General features: G+C 43.4%; 24 protein-coding genes. 1 reads left to right on the plus strand and 23 read right to left on the minus strand.

Annotation, left to right across the window (positions count from 1 at the left end; all coding sequences use genetic code 11):
- On the minus strand, positions 1-682 hold a 682-nt coding region (locus NTW12_01365), incomplete at its 3' end, for a transposase (GenBank protein MCX5844999.1).
- A complete protein-coding gene (locus NTW12_01370; GenBank protein ID MCX5845000.1) occupies positions 679-888 on the minus strand; it encodes a hypothetical protein in 210 nt (69 codons plus the stop codon). The genes NTW12_01370 and NTW12_01365, both read right to left, overlap by 4 nt.
- Positions 889-1,035: 147 nt before the next feature.
- Here NTW12_01370 and NTW12_01375 point away from each other — a divergent pair, with 147 nt between their 5' ends.
- Positions 1,036-1,332 (plus strand): flagellar protein FlaG, encoded by a 297-nt coding sequence (locus NTW12_01375; protein MCX5845001.1) that lies wholly within the window; start codon positions 1,036-1,038, stop codon positions 1,330-1,332.
- A gap of 36 nt (positions 1,333-1,368) precedes the next feature.
- Here the strand turns inward: NTW12_01375 and fliW are convergent, their stop codons facing one another.
- From fliW to NTW12_01480, 21 genes are all read right to left on the minus strand, one after another.
- The gene (gene fliW, locus NTW12_01380) at positions 1,369-1,863 is read right to left on the minus strand and encodes a flagellar assembly protein FliW (GenBank protein ID MCX5845002.1); all 495 of its coding nucleotides are present in this window, start codon (positions 1,861-1,863) and stop codon (positions 1,369-1,371) included.
- Between the two features lie 21 nt (positions 1,864-1,884).
- The gene (gene csrA, locus NTW12_01385; protein MCX5845003.1) at positions 1,885-2,148 is read right to left on the minus strand and encodes a carbon storage regulator CsrA; all 264 of its coding nucleotides are present in this window, start codon (positions 2,146-2,148) and stop codon (positions 1,885-1,887) included.
- A 45-nt stretch (positions 2,149-2,193) separates the two neighbouring features.
- Positions 2,194-3,387 (minus strand): flagellar hook-associated protein FlgL, encoded by a 1,194-nt coding sequence (gene flgL / locus NTW12_01390; GenBank protein ID MCX5845004.1) that lies wholly within the window; start codon positions 3,385-3,387, stop codon positions 2,194-2,196.
- Positions 3,388-3,397: 10 nt separating this feature from the next.
- A complete protein-coding gene (gene flgK / locus NTW12_01395; GenBank protein ID MCX5845005.1) occupies positions 3,398-5,071 on the minus strand; it encodes a flagellar hook-associated protein FlgK in 1,674 nt (557 codons plus the stop codon).
- Positions 5,072-5,077: 6 nt separating this feature from the next.
- Entirely contained in the window at positions 5,078-5,614 is a 537-nt protein-coding gene (locus NTW12_01400) for a flagellar protein FlgN (GenBank protein ID MCX5845006.1), read from the minus strand.
- 281 nt (positions 5,615-5,895) lie between these two features.
- Positions 5,896-6,201, minus strand: coding sequence for a flagellar biosynthesis anti-sigma factor FlgM (gene flgM, locus NTW12_01405; protein MCX5845007.1), 306 nt, complete (start codon positions 6,199-6,201; stop codon positions 5,896-5,898).
- Between the two features lie 83 nt (positions 6,202-6,284).
- Complete coding sequence (locus NTW12_01410; GenBank protein ID MCX5845008.1) at positions 6,285-6,608, minus strand: rod-binding protein; 324 nt, start codon at positions 6,606-6,608, stop codon at positions 6,285-6,287.
- 56 nt (positions 6,609-6,664) lie between these two features.
- Positions 6,665-7,849: a flagellar basal body P-ring protein FlgI gene (locus NTW12_01415; GenBank protein ID MCX5845009.1), complete on the minus strand. Its 1,185-nt coding sequence runs from the start codon at positions 7,847-7,849 to the stop codon at positions 6,665-6,667.
- Positions 7,850-7,873: 24 nt separating this feature from the next.
- Complete coding sequence (locus tag NTW12_01420) at positions 7,874-8,572, minus strand: flagellar basal body L-ring protein FlgH (GenBank protein MCX5845010.1); 699 nt, start codon at positions 8,570-8,572, stop codon at positions 7,874-7,876.
- A 10-nt stretch (positions 8,573-8,582) separates the two neighbouring features.
- On the minus strand, positions 8,583-9,317 hold the full coding sequence (gene flgA / locus NTW12_01425) for a flagellar basal body P-ring formation chaperone FlgA (protein ID MCX5845011.1): 735 nt from the start codon (positions 9,315-9,317) through the stop codon (positions 8,583-8,585).
- Between the two features lie 17 nt (positions 9,318-9,334).
- Entirely contained in the window at positions 9,335-10,117 is a 783-nt protein-coding gene (gene flgG / locus NTW12_01430; GenBank protein MCX5845012.1) for a flagellar basal-body rod protein FlgG, read from the minus strand.
- 36 nt (positions 10,118-10,153) lie between these two features.
- The gene (gene flgF, locus NTW12_01435) at positions 10,154-10,849 is read right to left on the minus strand and encodes a flagellar basal-body rod protein FlgF (GenBank protein MCX5845013.1); all 696 of its coding nucleotides are present in this window, start codon (positions 10,847-10,849) and stop codon (positions 10,154-10,156) included.
- A 264-nt stretch (positions 10,850-11,113) separates the two neighbouring features.
- Entirely contained in the window at positions 11,114-11,410 is a 297-nt protein-coding gene (locus tag NTW12_01440; GenBank protein MCX5845014.1) for an EscU/YscU/HrcU family type III secretion system export apparatus switch protein, read from the minus strand.
- Positions 11,411-11,467: 57 nt separating this feature from the next.
- Positions 11,468-12,619: a hypothetical protein gene (locus NTW12_01445; protein ID MCX5845015.1), complete on the minus strand. Its 1,152-nt coding sequence runs from the start codon at positions 12,617-12,619 to the stop codon at positions 11,468-11,470.
- 14 nt (positions 12,620-12,633) lie between these two features.
- Positions 12,634-13,104: a hypothetical protein gene (locus tag NTW12_01450; GenBank protein ID MCX5845016.1), complete on the minus strand. Its 471-nt coding sequence runs from the start codon at positions 13,102-13,104 to the stop codon at positions 12,634-12,636.
- 1 nt (position 13,105) lies between these two features.
- Complete coding sequence (locus NTW12_01455) at positions 13,106-13,429, minus strand: hypothetical protein (protein MCX5845017.1); 324 nt, start codon at positions 13,427-13,429, stop codon at positions 13,106-13,108.
- Between the two features lie 219 nt (positions 13,430-13,648).
- On the minus strand, positions 13,649-14,410 hold the full coding sequence (locus tag NTW12_01460; GenBank protein ID MCX5845018.1) for a hypothetical protein: 762 nt from the start codon (positions 14,408-14,410) through the stop codon (positions 13,649-13,651).
- 64 nt (positions 14,411-14,474) lie between these two features.
- A complete protein-coding gene (locus NTW12_01465; protein ID MCX5845019.1) occupies positions 14,475-14,813 on the minus strand; it encodes a hypothetical protein in 339 nt (112 codons plus the stop codon).
- A 59-nt stretch (positions 14,814-14,872) separates the two neighbouring features.
- Entirely contained in the window at positions 14,873-15,421 is a 549-nt protein-coding gene (locus NTW12_01470) for a flagellar basal body-associated FliL family protein (GenBank protein MCX5845020.1), read from the minus strand.
- A 32-nt stretch (positions 15,422-15,453) separates the two neighbouring features.
- Entirely contained in the window at positions 15,454-16,206 is a 753-nt protein-coding gene (locus tag NTW12_01475) for a FliA/WhiG family RNA polymerase sigma factor (protein MCX5845021.1), read from the minus strand.
- On the minus strand, positions 16,199-17,122 hold the full coding sequence (locus NTW12_01480) for a MinD/ParA family protein (protein ID MCX5845022.1): 924 nt from the start codon (positions 17,120-17,122) through the stop codon (positions 16,199-16,201). The genes NTW12_01475 and NTW12_01480 overlap by 8 nt, the downstream gene beginning before the upstream one ends.

Raw genomic sequence — 17,122 nt, forward strand, 5'->3', positions numbered from 1 at the left:
ATGCAGGTTTTACCACCCTGGTTCCTCGAAGGAGATTAAAGGCCATCTGCCGACACAGGGCGTCTATGGCATTTTTCATCAATCTCGTGAACCTGGCCCGAAAGGCATTGTTGTGGAGATGGCTGATTCCAAAATATTGCTCAACAATATAACGGACTTTTGAAATGGCTTTATTCCGTTCTTTTTCATATTCTGTTAATTCGGTTCCTTTAACGGCCTTCCTCATGATGCCGTCTGAGATGTTGTTCAGATTGAGGAATTCTCTGTTGTTTTCTCCAAAGTACCCTTTATCGGCATACACCTTCTTGATGGGATTTTTGGTATGACAACTGCCGGCGACGCAAAGAGGGAGAAATGGGCTATCATGAAAAGAAGCGGGGGTTATCTCCGTGGCGAGGAGAAACCCATAGCGGGTATCGACGGAAGCATGTTCTTTGAGCCCATAATGAGGAATGTTGTTACGGACCGTCCAGTCCGATTCGAGATCGCGGGAGAATTTAAGAGGATTCCCCTTCTTATCCAGCTGTCCTTCGGGAGTCTCTCTTTTCTTTTTCTCTTTCTCCAGTTTCTCTTTACTTATGGGATGACTGGCCGACTGGACCAAACGGGCGTCAACGGCTATGCCCTCGTTGATGGTTAAGCCTTTGGCGGCGAATTGGGAAAGAAGTTCATGATTGATCAAACGCATGGTATCTTGAGAGAGCCTGCTCCTGAAACGGGATTGCTTTTGCCGACGGGATAACTTCTCAGAAGCAGATTCTCGATGCGGGACCAATCCACGATGGCGTTGATCTGTTCCATTCTTGCGATGGCCCGGTTGTGTTCCATGGAATTAAAAAGAGAAATATCCGTAAAGCTCAGATTGGTTTCCATTTTCTTGAAGCCCATAGGTCCTCCAGAGTGATGAATTTGACGGAAATATGGCATAAAAATGGATAAATGTCAAGTAATATTAATATCTTATCTTTGAATAATGATGTTTTTTGATGGAAACCTGTTGCATCAAATATAAAAACCGCCAGAGGTTGTGCAAAGTTGCCTGCTGCAAATAACCCTCCCCAAAAGGAACCTTCTGAGAAGGCACCGGAAGAATCCAGACATTTGAACTCTGAAGCAGCAAAACAATTACTTGAGGATATCCAGAGTCAACTGCAATCCATGAATATCAGTTTATCCTTTTCAACATATGGGAAAAACGGAGGAAATATCGCTGTTACCGTCACAGAGAAAGATACAGGAAAGGTTATAAGAGAAATCCCGGCCAAGGAAATTCAAAATCTGTATACAAAGTTGGGTGAGCTGATCGGTATCATCTTTAATCACACTGCTTAAAAGAGAATCGCCTCCCTATACCAATCCCCCTGTTTTTCACAGGGAAGCTGCCTCGCCATCATTCTGTTTTTCACTATCTCCGGCTCCAGAAGCCCCGTCACCAGAATCCACCGCCGTTAAGTAATACCGAACCGGATATGCCGGATCTTCAAGGATGACCTGTTTGGCAATCTTCTTCTTTGCATTCACCACAATTGGCGCCCTGAGGTTTACAGAAGCGGAAAAGGGTGTTTGACGGATGGTTACAATGGTCAGCAGAACCACATCCTCTGCATTTTCTATTTTGAGAAGTTTCGTATCATTATCGTCTATCACTGGTCCATAGTCTGCTTTTGCGACAAATGGATTAATAACAACAAAGGAAATCGCGCCGTCATCAAGGGATTGAAACCACCAGAAGGGGTTCTCTTCATCCTTGATATGCAATATATATTTCTTCAGGTGTTCGAATCCAATGATCCCACCCCGCATTTCAATAATTTTGGTTTCATCCACATCGATCTCTCCGAAGCGAGTGGTAACTATATTCACGTTAAAAAACCTCCCTTATAGTCAATCTTCTTTTTTATCTTCCCTCAGCAAATTTTTCAAACCATCCCAGATATCAGGCAAGGTCTCTTTCTCCATACTCGCCACCTTTACCGCCTCGATATTCTGTTCTTTAATCAGATTGTATATTTCCTCCCGATGAATGGCAATATGCGTTGGCGCCTCAATCCCAATCCTGATCTGTTTCCCCTTTGTCTCCAGAAAAGTAATTTTAATATCATCACCGATCGTGATAGACTCACCCAACTTCCGTGTCAGGATTAACATCTTTCCTCCCTATAATACTTTTGAAAAGGCTCTTACTTCAGAAGTCTATTTAATAAAATTAATGATGGAAATATTGCCCAAATTTCCCGCCATTTCATAGCACGCCTGCAGGGCAATCTCTTTCATCTTGAATGCAGTCATCAGAGCCACCACATCAGCGTCTTCAATATTGGAAGTAAGGCCTGTTAACCTTGTGTCCAGGTCTTTAAGCACGGTGTCTGAGATGTCCAGACTGTTCACCCTGGTTCCGCATTTGGCCGTATAGCGAGTAATCTGGTCACCTGCCTCCTGGAGAGGATCGAGTTGATTCCGGATACCCTCTGCATCGTTGTTTTGCAGCGCTGTTTTTAAATCGTTCAGTGTTTTAAATATATCAACAGTGCCGCTGCCTCGAGCAGTAAATGCCGCCTCTCCCGTAATGCTGTAATTAATTGCAACGTCTTTCCCCACCTCTACGGAGAGTTCCTCCCCGTTTCCATTGTAATAACCGGGTGCATAGGCATTGACAGAAAAACTATCGTTAGCCGCAAAAGTACCGGGAGGAAATGTTAAGGATATACCATCCCCCAAGGTATTACTTCCGGAAGCAAGTACTGTTGGCACACCCACCCACGTTTTACCACTATCGGATGAAACCTGATAGGTCGCACTTCCAAGCGTCCCCCCCGCCACGATTTTAACAACATAGGTTTTATTGGTCGCCCCTGTATACGTTCCTGCCTCTGATACTGTACCGGTATAGGTATTCCCGCTTGCATTGACGGGAGCATCTATTCGTGCAGCCGATTCTGTCGCAGAAAATGGTTCCGTATCCGTCTTCGTACCGGAAAAAAGATACCTGTCTCCGAACTTTGAATTCGCCAGGGAGCGGAGCTGGTCAATGAGTGGTTGAAGAGAATCAGCCGCAATCTGCCTCGTTGACTCGGATGCTGTTGCACTGGACTGAGAAATTGCCGTTTCTCTTATCTGATTTAGAATATCATTCACACTTGATAGTTTTGATTCTGTAAGGTCAATCCACGACTTACTCTCTTCAACTCTTTTTTCATAATGGCTGGTATATGACTTCACGGCCCTGTAATCCAGAATTTTTCCCATTCCGAGTGGATCATCAGAAGGCTTGTTGACCTGTTTCTCTGTAGCCAGCTTTTCCATGAGCTCGCTATATTGAGTTTGCGTGTTGGAAATACTGTTGTTCAACATATCAAATTTCATATTATCCGTGACACGTGTGATCATGATCTAATCCCTATTCCTTACCTAAATTAATCAATACGTCCATCATTTGATTAACCACTCCGCACATTCTGGCCGCAGCGTTATACCCCGCTTGATATTTGATCAGGTTCAGCATTTCCTCATCTATGGAAACTCCTGAAACTGCTTCTTTCTGACTTTCCAACTGATTCATGACGGCTGTTTGATGATCCAATATGCGCTTTGCATCCGCAACGTCATTACCCACACTCGCTACAAGCGATTGATAAAAATTGTCAATGCTTGATATCCCGCCTCCCATGAGCAGGCTGTCCTTGATCGCATTGATCGAACCGGCATTGTCTCCGTCACCATTGTTGACCGTCGCGGAGGCGGCAATCTTTCCGGCATCATCTACAATCGTTGAGTTGACCTGCATATCTTTCGCAAAACAACCTGCTTTAACACTAAAAACATCATTCGTGGCAAAAGTATCCGGAGGGAATGTTAAATTTATTCCATCACCCGGGGTTATGGTCCCCCCAACAGGAATTGTTTGCACAGCCCCCCATGTTGTACCGCCATCCGACGAAACCTTGTAGGTTGCAGCTCCAAGTGCTCCTCCCGTTACAATTTTCACCGTGTAGGTTTTGTTGGTAGTCCCTGTGTATGTACCGTCGGCAGCCACTGTAGCGGCATAGGTGTTGCCACTTGCCACCACAGGAGATTCGATTCTTGCCGGAGAAAAGAAGTCCCCGCCAATATTTTTGTTTAAATCATAGCCCGATCGGTGCTGTGTGTTGACATTAGTAACAATCGTTGAGGCCATCTGATCGAGATCATTCAGGTATCCAGAAATTTTCGTATCTCTTACATCAAGCATTCCTGCCAACTTTCCACTGGTCAGGCGCTCGTTGATCGCTTCATCGGGGGTGTCTTCAAAAACGATGTCATAATAATTTGAATTCTCCGGATTGGTCTTAACATCAAGTTTCCAGACATTCGTTCCTTCTACAAGGGATTTCCCATTGGAAATGAAAATGTTCAGTGAACCGTTCGATTCCTCATAGTAATTAACGTCGATGATCTGGCTGATCTTCCGCAGCAATTCGGCTCTTTGATCCCTTGAACTGGCCGCGCTTCCACCGCTGATCTCCGTCTGGACAACCTTGTTGTTCAAATCCACCATTTCATCGAGATATTTATTCAGTTCCGTTACAGAATCGGAAATAGCGGCATTCGTATCACTCTGGATATTAATGAGATCATTCGCCTTCTGACTGAACATAGAAGCAAGGCTCTGGGAAATGGATACAAGATTATCCCTTTCAGCAGTCCCGCTGGGATTTGACGACAACTGCGACCAGGCGCCCCAAAATTGCGACAACAGATCATTGATACCACCACCGGTGCTCTCATTGAAAATACCTTCTACATTATTGAGGAGGTCCATACGGGCTTGGTTGTTGCCGGTATCTTGTTCCTGCTGGACGAGCTGCACCTCAAGGTATTTGTCATAGAGTCTCTCAATCTCAACAATTTTTACCCCAAGCTGTACGTCATTCGTGCTGGAGCCAATAACACCGATGGAACCGAAAGCAGGCCGTAATCTCGAATATCCTGGTGTATTCACATTGGCCACATTAGAGCCTGTAACATTGAGTGCCGTAAGATGGCTTAAAATTGCTTCCTTTGTTGTATTCAATACACGACCGATATCACCCATAGTAACCTATCCTTCTGTCCGCAGGATTTTTCCATTCCTGGATATGGGCCTCATTCTTCCTGTAGGCATGTAGCAGGTCGAACCGGAAGAGAGGAGGCTATGAATAAAATCGACAGTTCCCTGCAAAAAATGGAGTGAATAATCAAGCAATTCCTTATTATTTTGATTCATTTCCCGGTTACTTGCGAGGAGTTCATTCAGTATGGACCGGCATTCTTTTAATTCTTTTTCCTGATCAGGATCTGCATAGGAACTCACCGTTGACAGATTGATCTCGTTTTCGTCAATATCAAGAACTCTTGCAATTTTCTTGATGATTTTGAATCTCCCCTCCTCCAGCATCCTTGCCTTTACTATCGCTGTTTCTTTTTTGCCGTTACTCTCCAAGAGTTTTTCAAGGGAAGGTTTCATCAATATTATTCTTTCATGGGTAATTGCAGCCTGAAGCTCTCGGTAAACCGCAATTTCTCTTTTCAGGAGATTTATTAACGAATCAAGAAGGGGATGCAAATCCGGATGAAGGCTCGTGTTCTGCTGTATCATATCCATATCCTAATACATAATTACTTTTATTTTGCTTTTTGATTAAAGTCCCTTAGCCCACCTGGCGGTGCTCCCCGGCAAGGGAAATGTGTATCTTCCATCGTGCCACATATACCTTTTCTCCATAGCAGAGTTCAGGGATGCACTGCCGGTCTGTATTGTAAAATTCCGTACACTATTTGCCATTCATGTAGATTGGGGTCATATAACCCTCATCTACATAAATGATGCGGTGGGCTCTTGAGGATGAAACATCTGAGGAAAATGGGGAAAGAAATATTTCAGGCGAATATATCCAAGAGAGACTCTGTCACCATTTTCTCAGCAATTTTTTGTCCGTTTACACTGTAAGCGCCCTTATCAACCTGATCCTTCAATTCATGAACCTTATCTTCACGAACAGCAGGAAGCTGATTTACCGCATTCTTCAATTGCTGAATGTCTCTTGCCTTGGTGGAAAGATTTACTTTCTCCTCTGGCGCCGCATTTCCGCTGACCTTCGGATTCGATTCATCCTGCACCTTCTCAGCTTTCTGATACTGCTGAAGCGCTTGGACTGCGGCATCATCGACTTTAGAAATCTTCATCTTAAATCTCCTTGTGATTCTTCTTTTATCACAATTATCGGCAAGAAGACAAAAAAACTTTAGTAAAAACTCCCGTGTCGCTTTTAGCGACGATTGTTCAACTGCTCAAAAAGGATTTGCTGTAATCCTGATCCTCTCCCCTTATTTGCCAATTCTTCGGCAACTTTTTGGTCAAGCATCATATTGTAAGTATCTTTACCGGGACTCTGTTTTAAAAAACCGCTCTGCGGAATTGCTTGCCGCATGGACTTAAACATGTAAAAAGTAAAAACAGCCTCAAAATCTGCACAACTCTTTCTCAGCTTATTTTCCTCCTCGATGGCTGCTTTACCCTCCACTTCGCCGGTTCTTTTCTGGGGCATCTTCCGATCCGCAATCTGTGCTTTTACTACTGCCACATCACCCATGATACTTAACCTTCTTATGATTCATCTCACTTTTTGTGAGAACTTTGTGTAAAACCTTATATAATCCTCAAATCCGCCTGAAGCGCCCCTGCGGCTTTTATGGCCTGCATAATGGTGATGAGATCTCTCGGAGAAACGCCAATTGCATTAAGCGCCCTCACCACTTCCTGAATGGTAACTCCTTTGGGCACGACCAGCAGTTGCTTCTTTTCTTCCGTCACAGTTACCTGACTCTGGGGCGTCACTACCGTCTGCCCTCCGGGAGCCATTATCACGCCGCCTTGTGCGGTTGGTGTACCGCCGGCAGTCGGTCCCGGAGCAAACGGAAGCGGCTGGGAGACCTTTTTTTCTTCCTTGATTTGAATACTGAGATTTCCATGGGCTATTGCTACAGTGGATATCCTCACATTTTCGCCCATGACAACGGTGCCCGTTTTTTCGTTCATAACCACAACGGCAACAGAATCAACAGGAACATCGAGATTTTCGACAAGCGAAACAAGCTGTACCATATTCATTACCACATTATCTTTGATCTTTACTGTAACAGAACTTGAATCAATAAGTTTTGCATCGACACTCTGCATTGCAGCGTTGATCACCTCAGCCAGGTGTGTGGATGTTGTAAAATCAGGCTGATAGAGGTTTATGGAGAGCACCCTGTTCTTTTCAAATTCAAATGGCAACTCTTTTTCAACAGTGGCGCCGTTTGTTATCCGCCCAACAGTGGTGTGGTTCTTTGTAACACCACCGCCGGCGGCGCCGCTCGCCGAAAATCCGCCAATGGTAACCGCTCCTTGAGCAATAGCGTAAATCTCACCGTCCGCGCCTTTAAGGGGAGTCATGAGCAGCATGCCGCCTTGAAGGCTTTTCGCATCACCGATAGAGGAGATGTCGACATCGATCCTCGTTCCGTATTTGACGAAAGGCGGCAACTTGGCAGTCACCATTACCGCAGCAATATTGTTTGCCTTTATGTCCTTGTCCTTCATTATGGCAAGTCCCTGACGGTTCAACATATTGACGAGTGTTTCCTTCGTAAATCCGTTTTTAACATCGTCACCCGTAGCATTCAGGCCGACAACCAGTCCGTAACCGATCAGTTGGTTATCCCTGACCCCGCCGATGCTCGCGATGTCTTTTATCCTCGCGGCATGCACATTATCCGCGAAATTTATACAGAACAAGATACATGCGATTATTCCGCATATTTTCATGATATTTGTAGAACGCTCTGCCATACCTTCTGCCACCTTTCAAGAAGATTAGAACGGCCACACCCAGTCAACAATCCGTGTGAACCATCCCGGTCTCATTTTATCGTCTACGACACCCTTCCCCGTATAAACAATCTTCGCATCGGCAATATACTGGGACAAGATGGAGTTATCGGAAGTTATATCCTCAGGTCTGACAATACCGGTGATAATCAGATACTGGTCTTCGGCATTGATGGTAAGTTGTCTTCTCCCCTCTACAATGAAATTCCCATTATCCTGGATATCAACAACCCTCGCCGAAATTTTCGCTGTTAAATTGCCATCCCGGGTAGTCTTGCCTGTTCCTTTCAGGGAATTGGCTGAGGTGCCGCCGGCTGTGATCGAGGAACCCATTCTCTGATTCTGCTCCAATATCTTTTGCTCAAGACCCAGCATGCCCGTTACCCCTGCAGTCGTACTCGTATTCCTGCTCGTATCCGTACTCGCGTTATTCCCCCCTACGGCGCTCTCATCCACTACAATTGTGACGATATCGTTTATGCGCCGTGCCTTCCTGTCGATAAAGAGAGAATTCTTCGCATTCTCACCCGGCCAGATGGTTCCCGGTAGAGGCTTCCCGGCAATCTCTTGTGACGGTTTTATTACGGGCCGGTCAGCTTTTACATAGAGGTTGCTCGAACACCCCCCCATGATGAAAAGTAAACACAATAGATACATTTTTATAACTACTCTGGAGTCAACCATTCTTTCCCCCTTAAAATTCTATTCTGACGGAAGAATCATCAACCACCCGTGCATAAACCGTCTTATTTGATGATGTATTCCTTACTTTTATGAAATCGCCACGGCTTCCGTCCTCCTCACAGAGGCCGAACGTCATGATCGTCATGGGGCCGTTTTCGAGGAGGATCTTTACCATCTTCCCCCGTCTTATGGTTTTTACAGACTTAAGCATATTCCTCTTGATTTCCGTATTCTGCTTAACATCGCTATAGAGTTGTTTTCCCACTGCATCCTCTATTTGTGTCACCACCTGTGCCGGCATCCGGTTAAACCACTTCCGGACGAGTTTTACATCACCGTAGCTTATTTCAGAATCCCTCTGGAGATATTTTGTACTTATCACAACGTCAATGGCCGCTTCCATCCTTACACGCACCGGTATCTCCCGCAGCAGAGTCCCGTCATCATAAACCGCGACAGTAACGGTGGTGTCTCCTATAAAAGACTCCTCTCGGCCGCTCCGAATCTCAAAGTTTACTTTTTCCCCTATGACGCTTACATCCGCTATCCGGCCCAGAAATTCAATCCGTACATTCTCGCGCGGCCAGGATATATTTGCCTCTATGTATTCCTTCACTATTTTTTTTATCCTGCTTTCTTTAACGACTGTAGCGTTCTCCGCGAGCGATAATGAAACCGCTGCGGCCAGGAAAATCACCGTTAAAGAAATCGTTATACTGATTCTGATTAAAGTGCGAATTCTCACTGTATACTCCTCATCCCTTACCGCTTCAAGTTACTCACCATTTGAAGAATCTGGTCTGCCGTCTGTATTGCCTTCGTGTTGATTTCATAAGCCCTCTGGCCTGCAATCATTTGAACCATCTCATCAACAACATTAACATTCGACATCTCGACCGCATTCTGCGTAATGGTGCCGAATCCTGTTTCCCCCGGATTTCCCTTTACAGGGGATCCGGAACTATCCGTTATATCGTAAAGGTTCCTGCCGATACTTCTCAGTCCGGCAGGATTGATAAAGCGGACGAGTTCAATTCTGCCGCTTGACAGTTTGTTTTCTACTTTATCCCTTGCATCCCACGTCCCATCAGGAAGTATCTGAAACTTGACAGCATCCTGCGGGATGGTCACCTGAGGATTCAGCTTTAGACCTTCAGGATTGACCAGAACACCGTCCTTGTTGGTCATGAAACTCCCCGCCTTTGAATAAACCGTGCGCCCGTTATCATCGAGCTGGAAGAAACCATCACCCTCAATGACCCAGTCATAGGCACTGTCGGTCTGCTTGAAATCGCCCTGTGTAAACATCTTTTTCGTTGCCGATATTCTCGAACCCATACCGACCTCAACACCGACCGGCACCTGGTTCCCTCCCGCGGTCTCCGTACCGGCTTTCTTGGTTGCCTGATACAGCAAATCCTGAAATTCAGCCCTCGCTTTTTTAAAGCCCACCGTATTCACATTGGCCAAGTTATTCGCAACCACATCCAGATTAATCTGCTGTGATTCCATTCCGGTTGCTGCCGTCCATAAAGCCCTTAACATTTGAAACCTCCTTTAAATGCAGATCCCATGGACCTGTCATACCCTCCCTATTTGAGATGTCGCCAATCTATCCTGTTCCGCTATTGTCTGTATAATCTTCTGATAGACCTCCACGGAACGATGAATACCGATCATTTCAACCATCTCTTTTACGACCTGTACATTTGACATTTCAATATGCCCCTGCCTGACAACGGGGTCTTCTTTCTCCACTAAACCTGCTTTACCCGTATCTCTAAAAAGACACCCATCTACTTTATCGAGGGCCTGGGGATTTTTGAAATTCACTATTTTCAAAGTATCGATCCGGTTGCCGTCCACTGCAACATCGCCTTTTTCGCTTATATTTATCGTACCATCGGGGAGTTTGATTTTTTGTCCGGATTTACCAAGAACAAACGAACCATCCGCCGTAACCAGGTTGCTGTCTTTATCGAGTGTGAAATTGCCCTGCCTTGTATAAGTGGTTTCGATACCGGACTGAACGGCAAAAAATCCTTCGCCGTTGATAGCAACATCCATGCTATTTTCCGTCTTATGAATTGACCCGGGTGAATAGTCAACAACCACCTCAGGTATAAACGTGACTGTTGCAGGATCCATTGCGCTATAAAACGCTCTCATTGATTTGAAACCGTGTGTATTAACGTTGGCGATATTATTTGCAATGTAATCAAGCTGGTCAACCCTGTCTATATAACCATTTGCCATCTCACCAATACTGTAAATCATTCTTTTTCTTCCTCTGCGTTTTTATGCTTCATAACTGCAATTCACATGCCAGTAGGATGAAGCTCTAAATTCGAAGCACGAAATCAGAAACAGGCACAAACGTTCAAAATACAAATTATCAAAATTAAAAGGGTTGAATTTAATATTATGAATTTGTTCAGGATTTAGATATTTGGATTTCGAATTTGAAATATGTCACCAAAATTTCAAATATGTTCGGATACTATTAGAGTTTGAAACTTTCTATTGGGGTGGGTAAAATCTTTATCGTCGGGAAAAATTTTCCCCTCTCCGCTTTTCATTGAGAGAATAGACAAAGGCGAGTATTTCAGCAACAGCCTTATACAGCACAGGGGAAATCTGTTCATCAATTTCAAGTTTACTTAATATTTGAACGAGATTCGGATCTTCTTTTATCGGTATTCCGTTTTTCTTCGCTATACTGATTATTTTTTCCGCTATGGCGCCCCGCCCTTTAGCAGTCATTACGGGGGCTGCATCTTCCTGGGGATCATACTTCAAAGCAGCCGCAAGACGTATCTTTTCATCTTTCTTCGCCATTATAATTTCCTCTGGTTACTCATTTCCCGATAACTTCCCAAAAGGCCTCTTGCATATTTATACAAAGAGGTCGATTACGTCCCTGGCATACAAAACCCGATCCTGGTAATAATCTATCTTCTCTTTGGCTAAATCACCCCCTGCGACACATTTCACCGTATAGATTTGGCAGCCCATGGTGGAAAGACTGTTCCTAAGTTCTTCCAGAAAGGACGATATAAAGTCACATACCTCCTGATCCAAACATTTGATAAGACAGTCGATCTTATCTCCTTTCAACTGGGCCTCGATTATCATGTCGCCGAGGATATCCATACTCAAAAAGAACATTATGCGATATTGTCTTTTGTCTCGCTCTCCCCTGGGATTCCGGTCATATTCCACGAAAATATCACCTTTTCTGATACCGTCCTGGAAGAGAATGGGGATCTGGAATAAATACTTGCTCTCAGACTCCTGTAAAATGACATTGATAATCTGATGGGCTTCAATCGTCTTAATGGATGAATCTAAATACTTGGAGAGGTTGTTCAGCAATATGCCGTCTTCATGAGCAAAGGACTCCTTACCCACTAACAGATTATGAAGATCTTCAGATATTTTCATCAAAAGGCTCTTAAGGTTATGAGGGTCAAACCAGCTTTCACCTATACCTGATTTTCCCTCAAGAACCTGCCTCAATTGACTTTCCGTCAGCATACCAAGTTTGCCGAAATAATCTTTAATGTATTCGTTACCCTTTGTGTCCGGGGAAAGAAACAGCGATTTCAAAATTTTGAATATTTTCTGAAAATCTTCCTCAGGTAGATAGCGTATAATTTTTACGAGATTCCCCGTATTGAATTGCGTGACGGCCTCTGTTATCATCTGCGATATGGCATCAGGATTTGACCTATGCCATCGCAGATAATCTGCGACCCTGAATTCCTCCAGGTTACCCCTCTCCAGAATACGTAAAATAACCTGAGGATGGAGACTTTCCACCTTTATCCGAATCTTGTCGCCTGCATTGAGAGTTACTTCGGAATCTGCAGATAGATTGACCCCCTTAAGTGTTATCAGTATCCTCCGATCACTCAATTTCTCAACAACGCCGGCTTCAAGTATTTCACCGATTGAAAAACCTGCGGAAGCTGCAGAACTTATATTATGGAATTGCGCTTGATTTAATTGATAGCTGGAAATTGTTGGAATATAAATAAGAGACATCAGACATTCTCAGCTTAGACCCTATGTTTTGTTCTGTCTAGGTCGATGATCAGATCTATCTCTCCTTCCGTCAATTCCAATCTCTGAGATATCTCCTTTTTCGTTAGACCCTGTTTGACCATAGTGATAACTTCCTCATATCTCTTATCCAATGTATCGCTATCAGTATGAGGGATACTTGCTTTAAGCTTTTCATATTCATTTTTTGATTCTTCAACTAATGCCCTTAACTTGCCTTCTTTCTCATCCAAGGCATAGGCAATCTCTTTCAGTGATTTTCTGCTTTCATTCATAGCTTCTATAAGGTAATTCGTAGAAGCGTTCGAATCATCAAGTAATTTTCTGAATTCCGTGAGGGTATTTTCATCCAGTCCACTGCGTCTTTTCTTTACTTCCCTGTTGACAATAACAATCAGAGCAATGACCGCAAAACACAATATAACGTCAGCAATCAATAGGCAGGTAAGGAGTAATTGTGTGCTCATCTCAAACCTTTATATCAATTAACCCGCCATGTTCAACGTCAACCGCCGGATCACTACTTGCTTGCTTCACTTCGCTCTCTCCTATGACCTCTTCCTCAGCTTTTGCCTTTTTCTGATGTCTCTCTTTTTCCTGTTCATTTTTTATTTTAGATTTTTCCGCCTCTTCAGAACTCTTTACCGTCTCCTTTAGATGCCTTCTCTCCTCACACAACTGAACACTGAAGTATCTCTGCTGCATGTCCGAATGCTGCTGCTGTGCCTGTTGAACACGTTCCATTGAATTGGACTGTGTCAGTATCTGTTGTAAATCAACAGCCCTAAGCATTGTTTCTGAGCTCCTCTCTTTTCACCCTGAGAGACCTTTGAAAAATTGCATTTCGCGCTATTACGAGGAATTTTTAGCCTCGAGGCAATACTCTGCATTTAATAAAAAGGTATTTATGTGCCCTCTTTTTCGCTCGCAACAATAATGTGAGATAAAGGTCTCTGAATCATTCATCGTCAAAATATGTTATAAACTTTAGTTGTTGAAACATTTCTTCTCCTACTGAGAAGGTATTGATATGGCAATCGTATTCAAACCGGAATCACTCTGTATTTCAAAGAGGGCGCCCCATTTCTTCAACAGCAGGAAAGCACAGAGCAATCCCCCGCCTCTGGTCATCTCCAGAGAAGAATAATCTGCCTGTGATTCTTCAAGTAACAGCCTCTTTTGATCTTCAGATATTGGAGTTCCTTGATTCTGGATCTTCATGCATACATGACCATTGTCACATTGTGTTGAGATAGTAAATTCCTTTGAGGCGCTTTCCTTCATTGCATCCATCGAATGCCTGATCAATGCTGAAAGTGCCAGGGAATAATCAGCGGGGGCTCCTTTTACCTCCGGAAGTTCCCTATCGAGCTGCATCGTCTTTTTAATACTATGCTTGAAATCCAGATAAAAATCGAAAAACTTCATTTCGAGTTCGATAAGCTCAGATAAGTTTATTCTCTGTATTGTTGTATCACTGATTGCACAAAATTTTCCTGCCACATGCTGAAGCATACTGGAAAGTCTATCAGCCTCCCTCGCTATGGATTCAACATCATAGACCAGTTTTTTGTTATCTTCCCAATAAGAGGCATCTCTTTCGACATCAGTTTTTTTCATGATTTCAGCTAATTTCCTCTGTAACAGTCTGGAACGGCCCATAATCCCATTTAAAGGATTGGCAAAATTGTGAACGATGCCGGGAAGGAGTTCCTTAATAAATGTATCCTGAAACTCTTTTTCCACAATGCTGTATATATCCTGATGATCCATACCTTCTTTCCCTTCCCGTGCTGTCTCTCTCGTATTGCGAACTTTATTATCGCAGATTACTGTCTCACTTCCTCTTGTCGATGATCATGTTCTGCAACATTTTCCACGCTTTATCCACATTCTCTTCTTCAGGATCACCGGTACCTGCTTTTGTTGAACGGCCGGTAGAGTATATCGTAATACTATTGCCTTCCTTGTCTTTGATTTCCCTTACACCAATCTGATCATAAGGATTCGCCTCTTTTGCATCCCTTTCCTGCTGCAGCATCATTTGAATTGTCTCGTCACTAACACCCGCTTTTCTCAACTGAATGATCTGATCAGGAGTCAAGGCATAACTGTAATTCAGAAAATTGCTTAATAAAACTAAAATAACAGCGATATATATATATTTGCGTATCATTCCATTCCTTCCCGATAGTTAAGTTACCTGAAGTATGTTCATTTATGGAAACCGACACTTTAGAGTAATATAAATTTTGTGAAATATACCTCTTTTACTCCTCCGCCCAGAAGCCCATCCAATTCATCCCGTAATTCCTTTTTTATTGCACTGTATGCTTTTGAAGACGTCAGCACATACTTACCCTTGTTTTTCAAGGCATTATAGGCCATATTTCTCATCTCCGCTTTGTTTGCTGAAATTTTTTTGTCTTGATTCACGACAATAGCAATCTCACAGACAAGTACTCTGTAATTTCCATGCTCATCTCTGAGGCCAATCACAAAACTATCCAGATTCTCTATATTTTCATGTATTGATCTGACTTCCGTAAATTCTGTACTATGGTTGACACGCGCATCTTTCTTTACAGAAAACATCAACAGTGAAACTCCGACAATACCTGAAAAGAAAAAAAGGATGGCTGCAAGGATAACCTTTTTTTTCGTCAGCCATTTTAACGATCTCCAACCCTTCCCGTTTTTTACCGGTTCCTCTTCTTTAAGTGGGGCATCGAGGTCAGGGAGATCCCCTTCTTCCAATAGATCAAGTTCTACTTTGCGTACCATATTACAAAACCTTTTCTTATGTCAATGGAACTTCAGTAATACACTCCCCGGATTTCCTTCAGGTTGCCTCCCAATCTCAGGATAGCCTGGGTATGAAGCTGGCAGACCCTTGACTCCGTCAGATTCACTACCTTGCCTATCTCCTTCATGGTCAGCTCCTCATAATAATAAAGCGATAAAATCAATCTCTCTTTTTCAGGAAGAGCATCTATGGCCTTCTTCAGCACAACCCTTAATTCATTTGTGACGAGAAATGAAAAAGGGGTTTCTTGATCCATCCTGTCAAGCAAATCATAATTTGCGTAAGTTTCTTGATAATCGGGAGGAAGATCCTCACTGCTCAGAAGTGTTACCCCCTTTGCCTCATCAAGAATCTCATAGTATTTATGAAGAGGAACATTAAGATATCGGCACATTTCTTCCTCTTCCGGCGGTCTGCCCAATATCTTCTGAAGGGAAGAAAAAGATTCCTCTAACTTTGAATACTTATTTCTTGTCGAACGGGGCATCCAGTCTCTTGCTCTGAGTTCGTCCAGCACAGCGCCCCTGATTCTGAAGCTTGCGTATGTTTCAAACTTTACATTCCTTTTTTTATCAAATTTTTCGATTGCCGAAATCAAACCGATAATACCCACATTTATCAACTCTTCTTTGACATTCAAATGGGACGGCAATTTCACAGAAACCCTCTCTACAATATTTTTCACAAGAGGGGCATATTTCATGATGAATTCATCACGTTTCTTTCTCTCCATGACGAGTGCATCATGTTTCTTTTTATCCATGATCCTCACCAACAATGGCTCGTGAAAAAAATTTCATACTGCCCAAATTATACTTCTCAGGTTTCTCAAGACATATCTTTCTGGCTATTGACGATAGACATTTGCTTGCCTGTGAATAAGGATAGATTTCTGCGAACATTTTCTGCTGCTTTATGGCTTCTGTCACTTTTTCATCGTAAATTACGTAACCCAGATATTCAATTGAAAGATCAAGGAAGTGTTCCGTCGCCTTACTCAATTTCGTAAAAACTTCGCGGGCTTCATGGGAACTTTTCACCATATTTACAATCAGCATAACCCTTTTTTCGGCATGACCTTGATAGAGTATCTTAATCAGGGCATACGCGTCTGTCAGGGAGGTCGGTTCCGGTGTAACGATAACAATTATCTCCTTGGCAGCCATGTTAAAATAGAGAACATTGCTGGTTATGCCGGCGGCCGTATCGATAAACATAAAATCAAAATCTTCGTTTAAATCATTCAGTTCGTCCATGAGAGTAAGCTTTTGACCTTTGGACAATTCAGCCATTTCCTGAATCCCGGAAGCAGCCGGTAAAATCTTGATACCGCCGGGACCAGGAACCATTATTTCCGGAAGCGTCTTCTTACCGAGGAGAACATGATGTATATTGTATTGTGGGGATATGCCGAGGATTACATCAATATTTGCCAGTCCCATATCTGCATCAAATATTAAAGTCTTCCTCTTCAGTCTTGACAGAATGTATGCAAGATTGGCCGTTATGCATGTTTTTCCGACGCCCCCCTTTCCACTGGTAATTGCAATCACCCTGATATTCGCCTTTTCCTTGTCACCGGCAACGTCGTCTCTATGCTCGACTTCTGACGCCATCTTATGAACCCCTTTGTCTGTTTCCTTCATTTCTCTGAGAACCGCAGCTTGATCCACTTTCAT

It is taken from the genome of Deltaproteobacteria bacterium (assembly GCA_026388545.1).
In the GTDB taxonomy this organism is placed as follows: domain Bacteria; phylum Desulfobacterota; class Syntrophia; order Syntrophales; family UBA2185; genus JAPLJS01.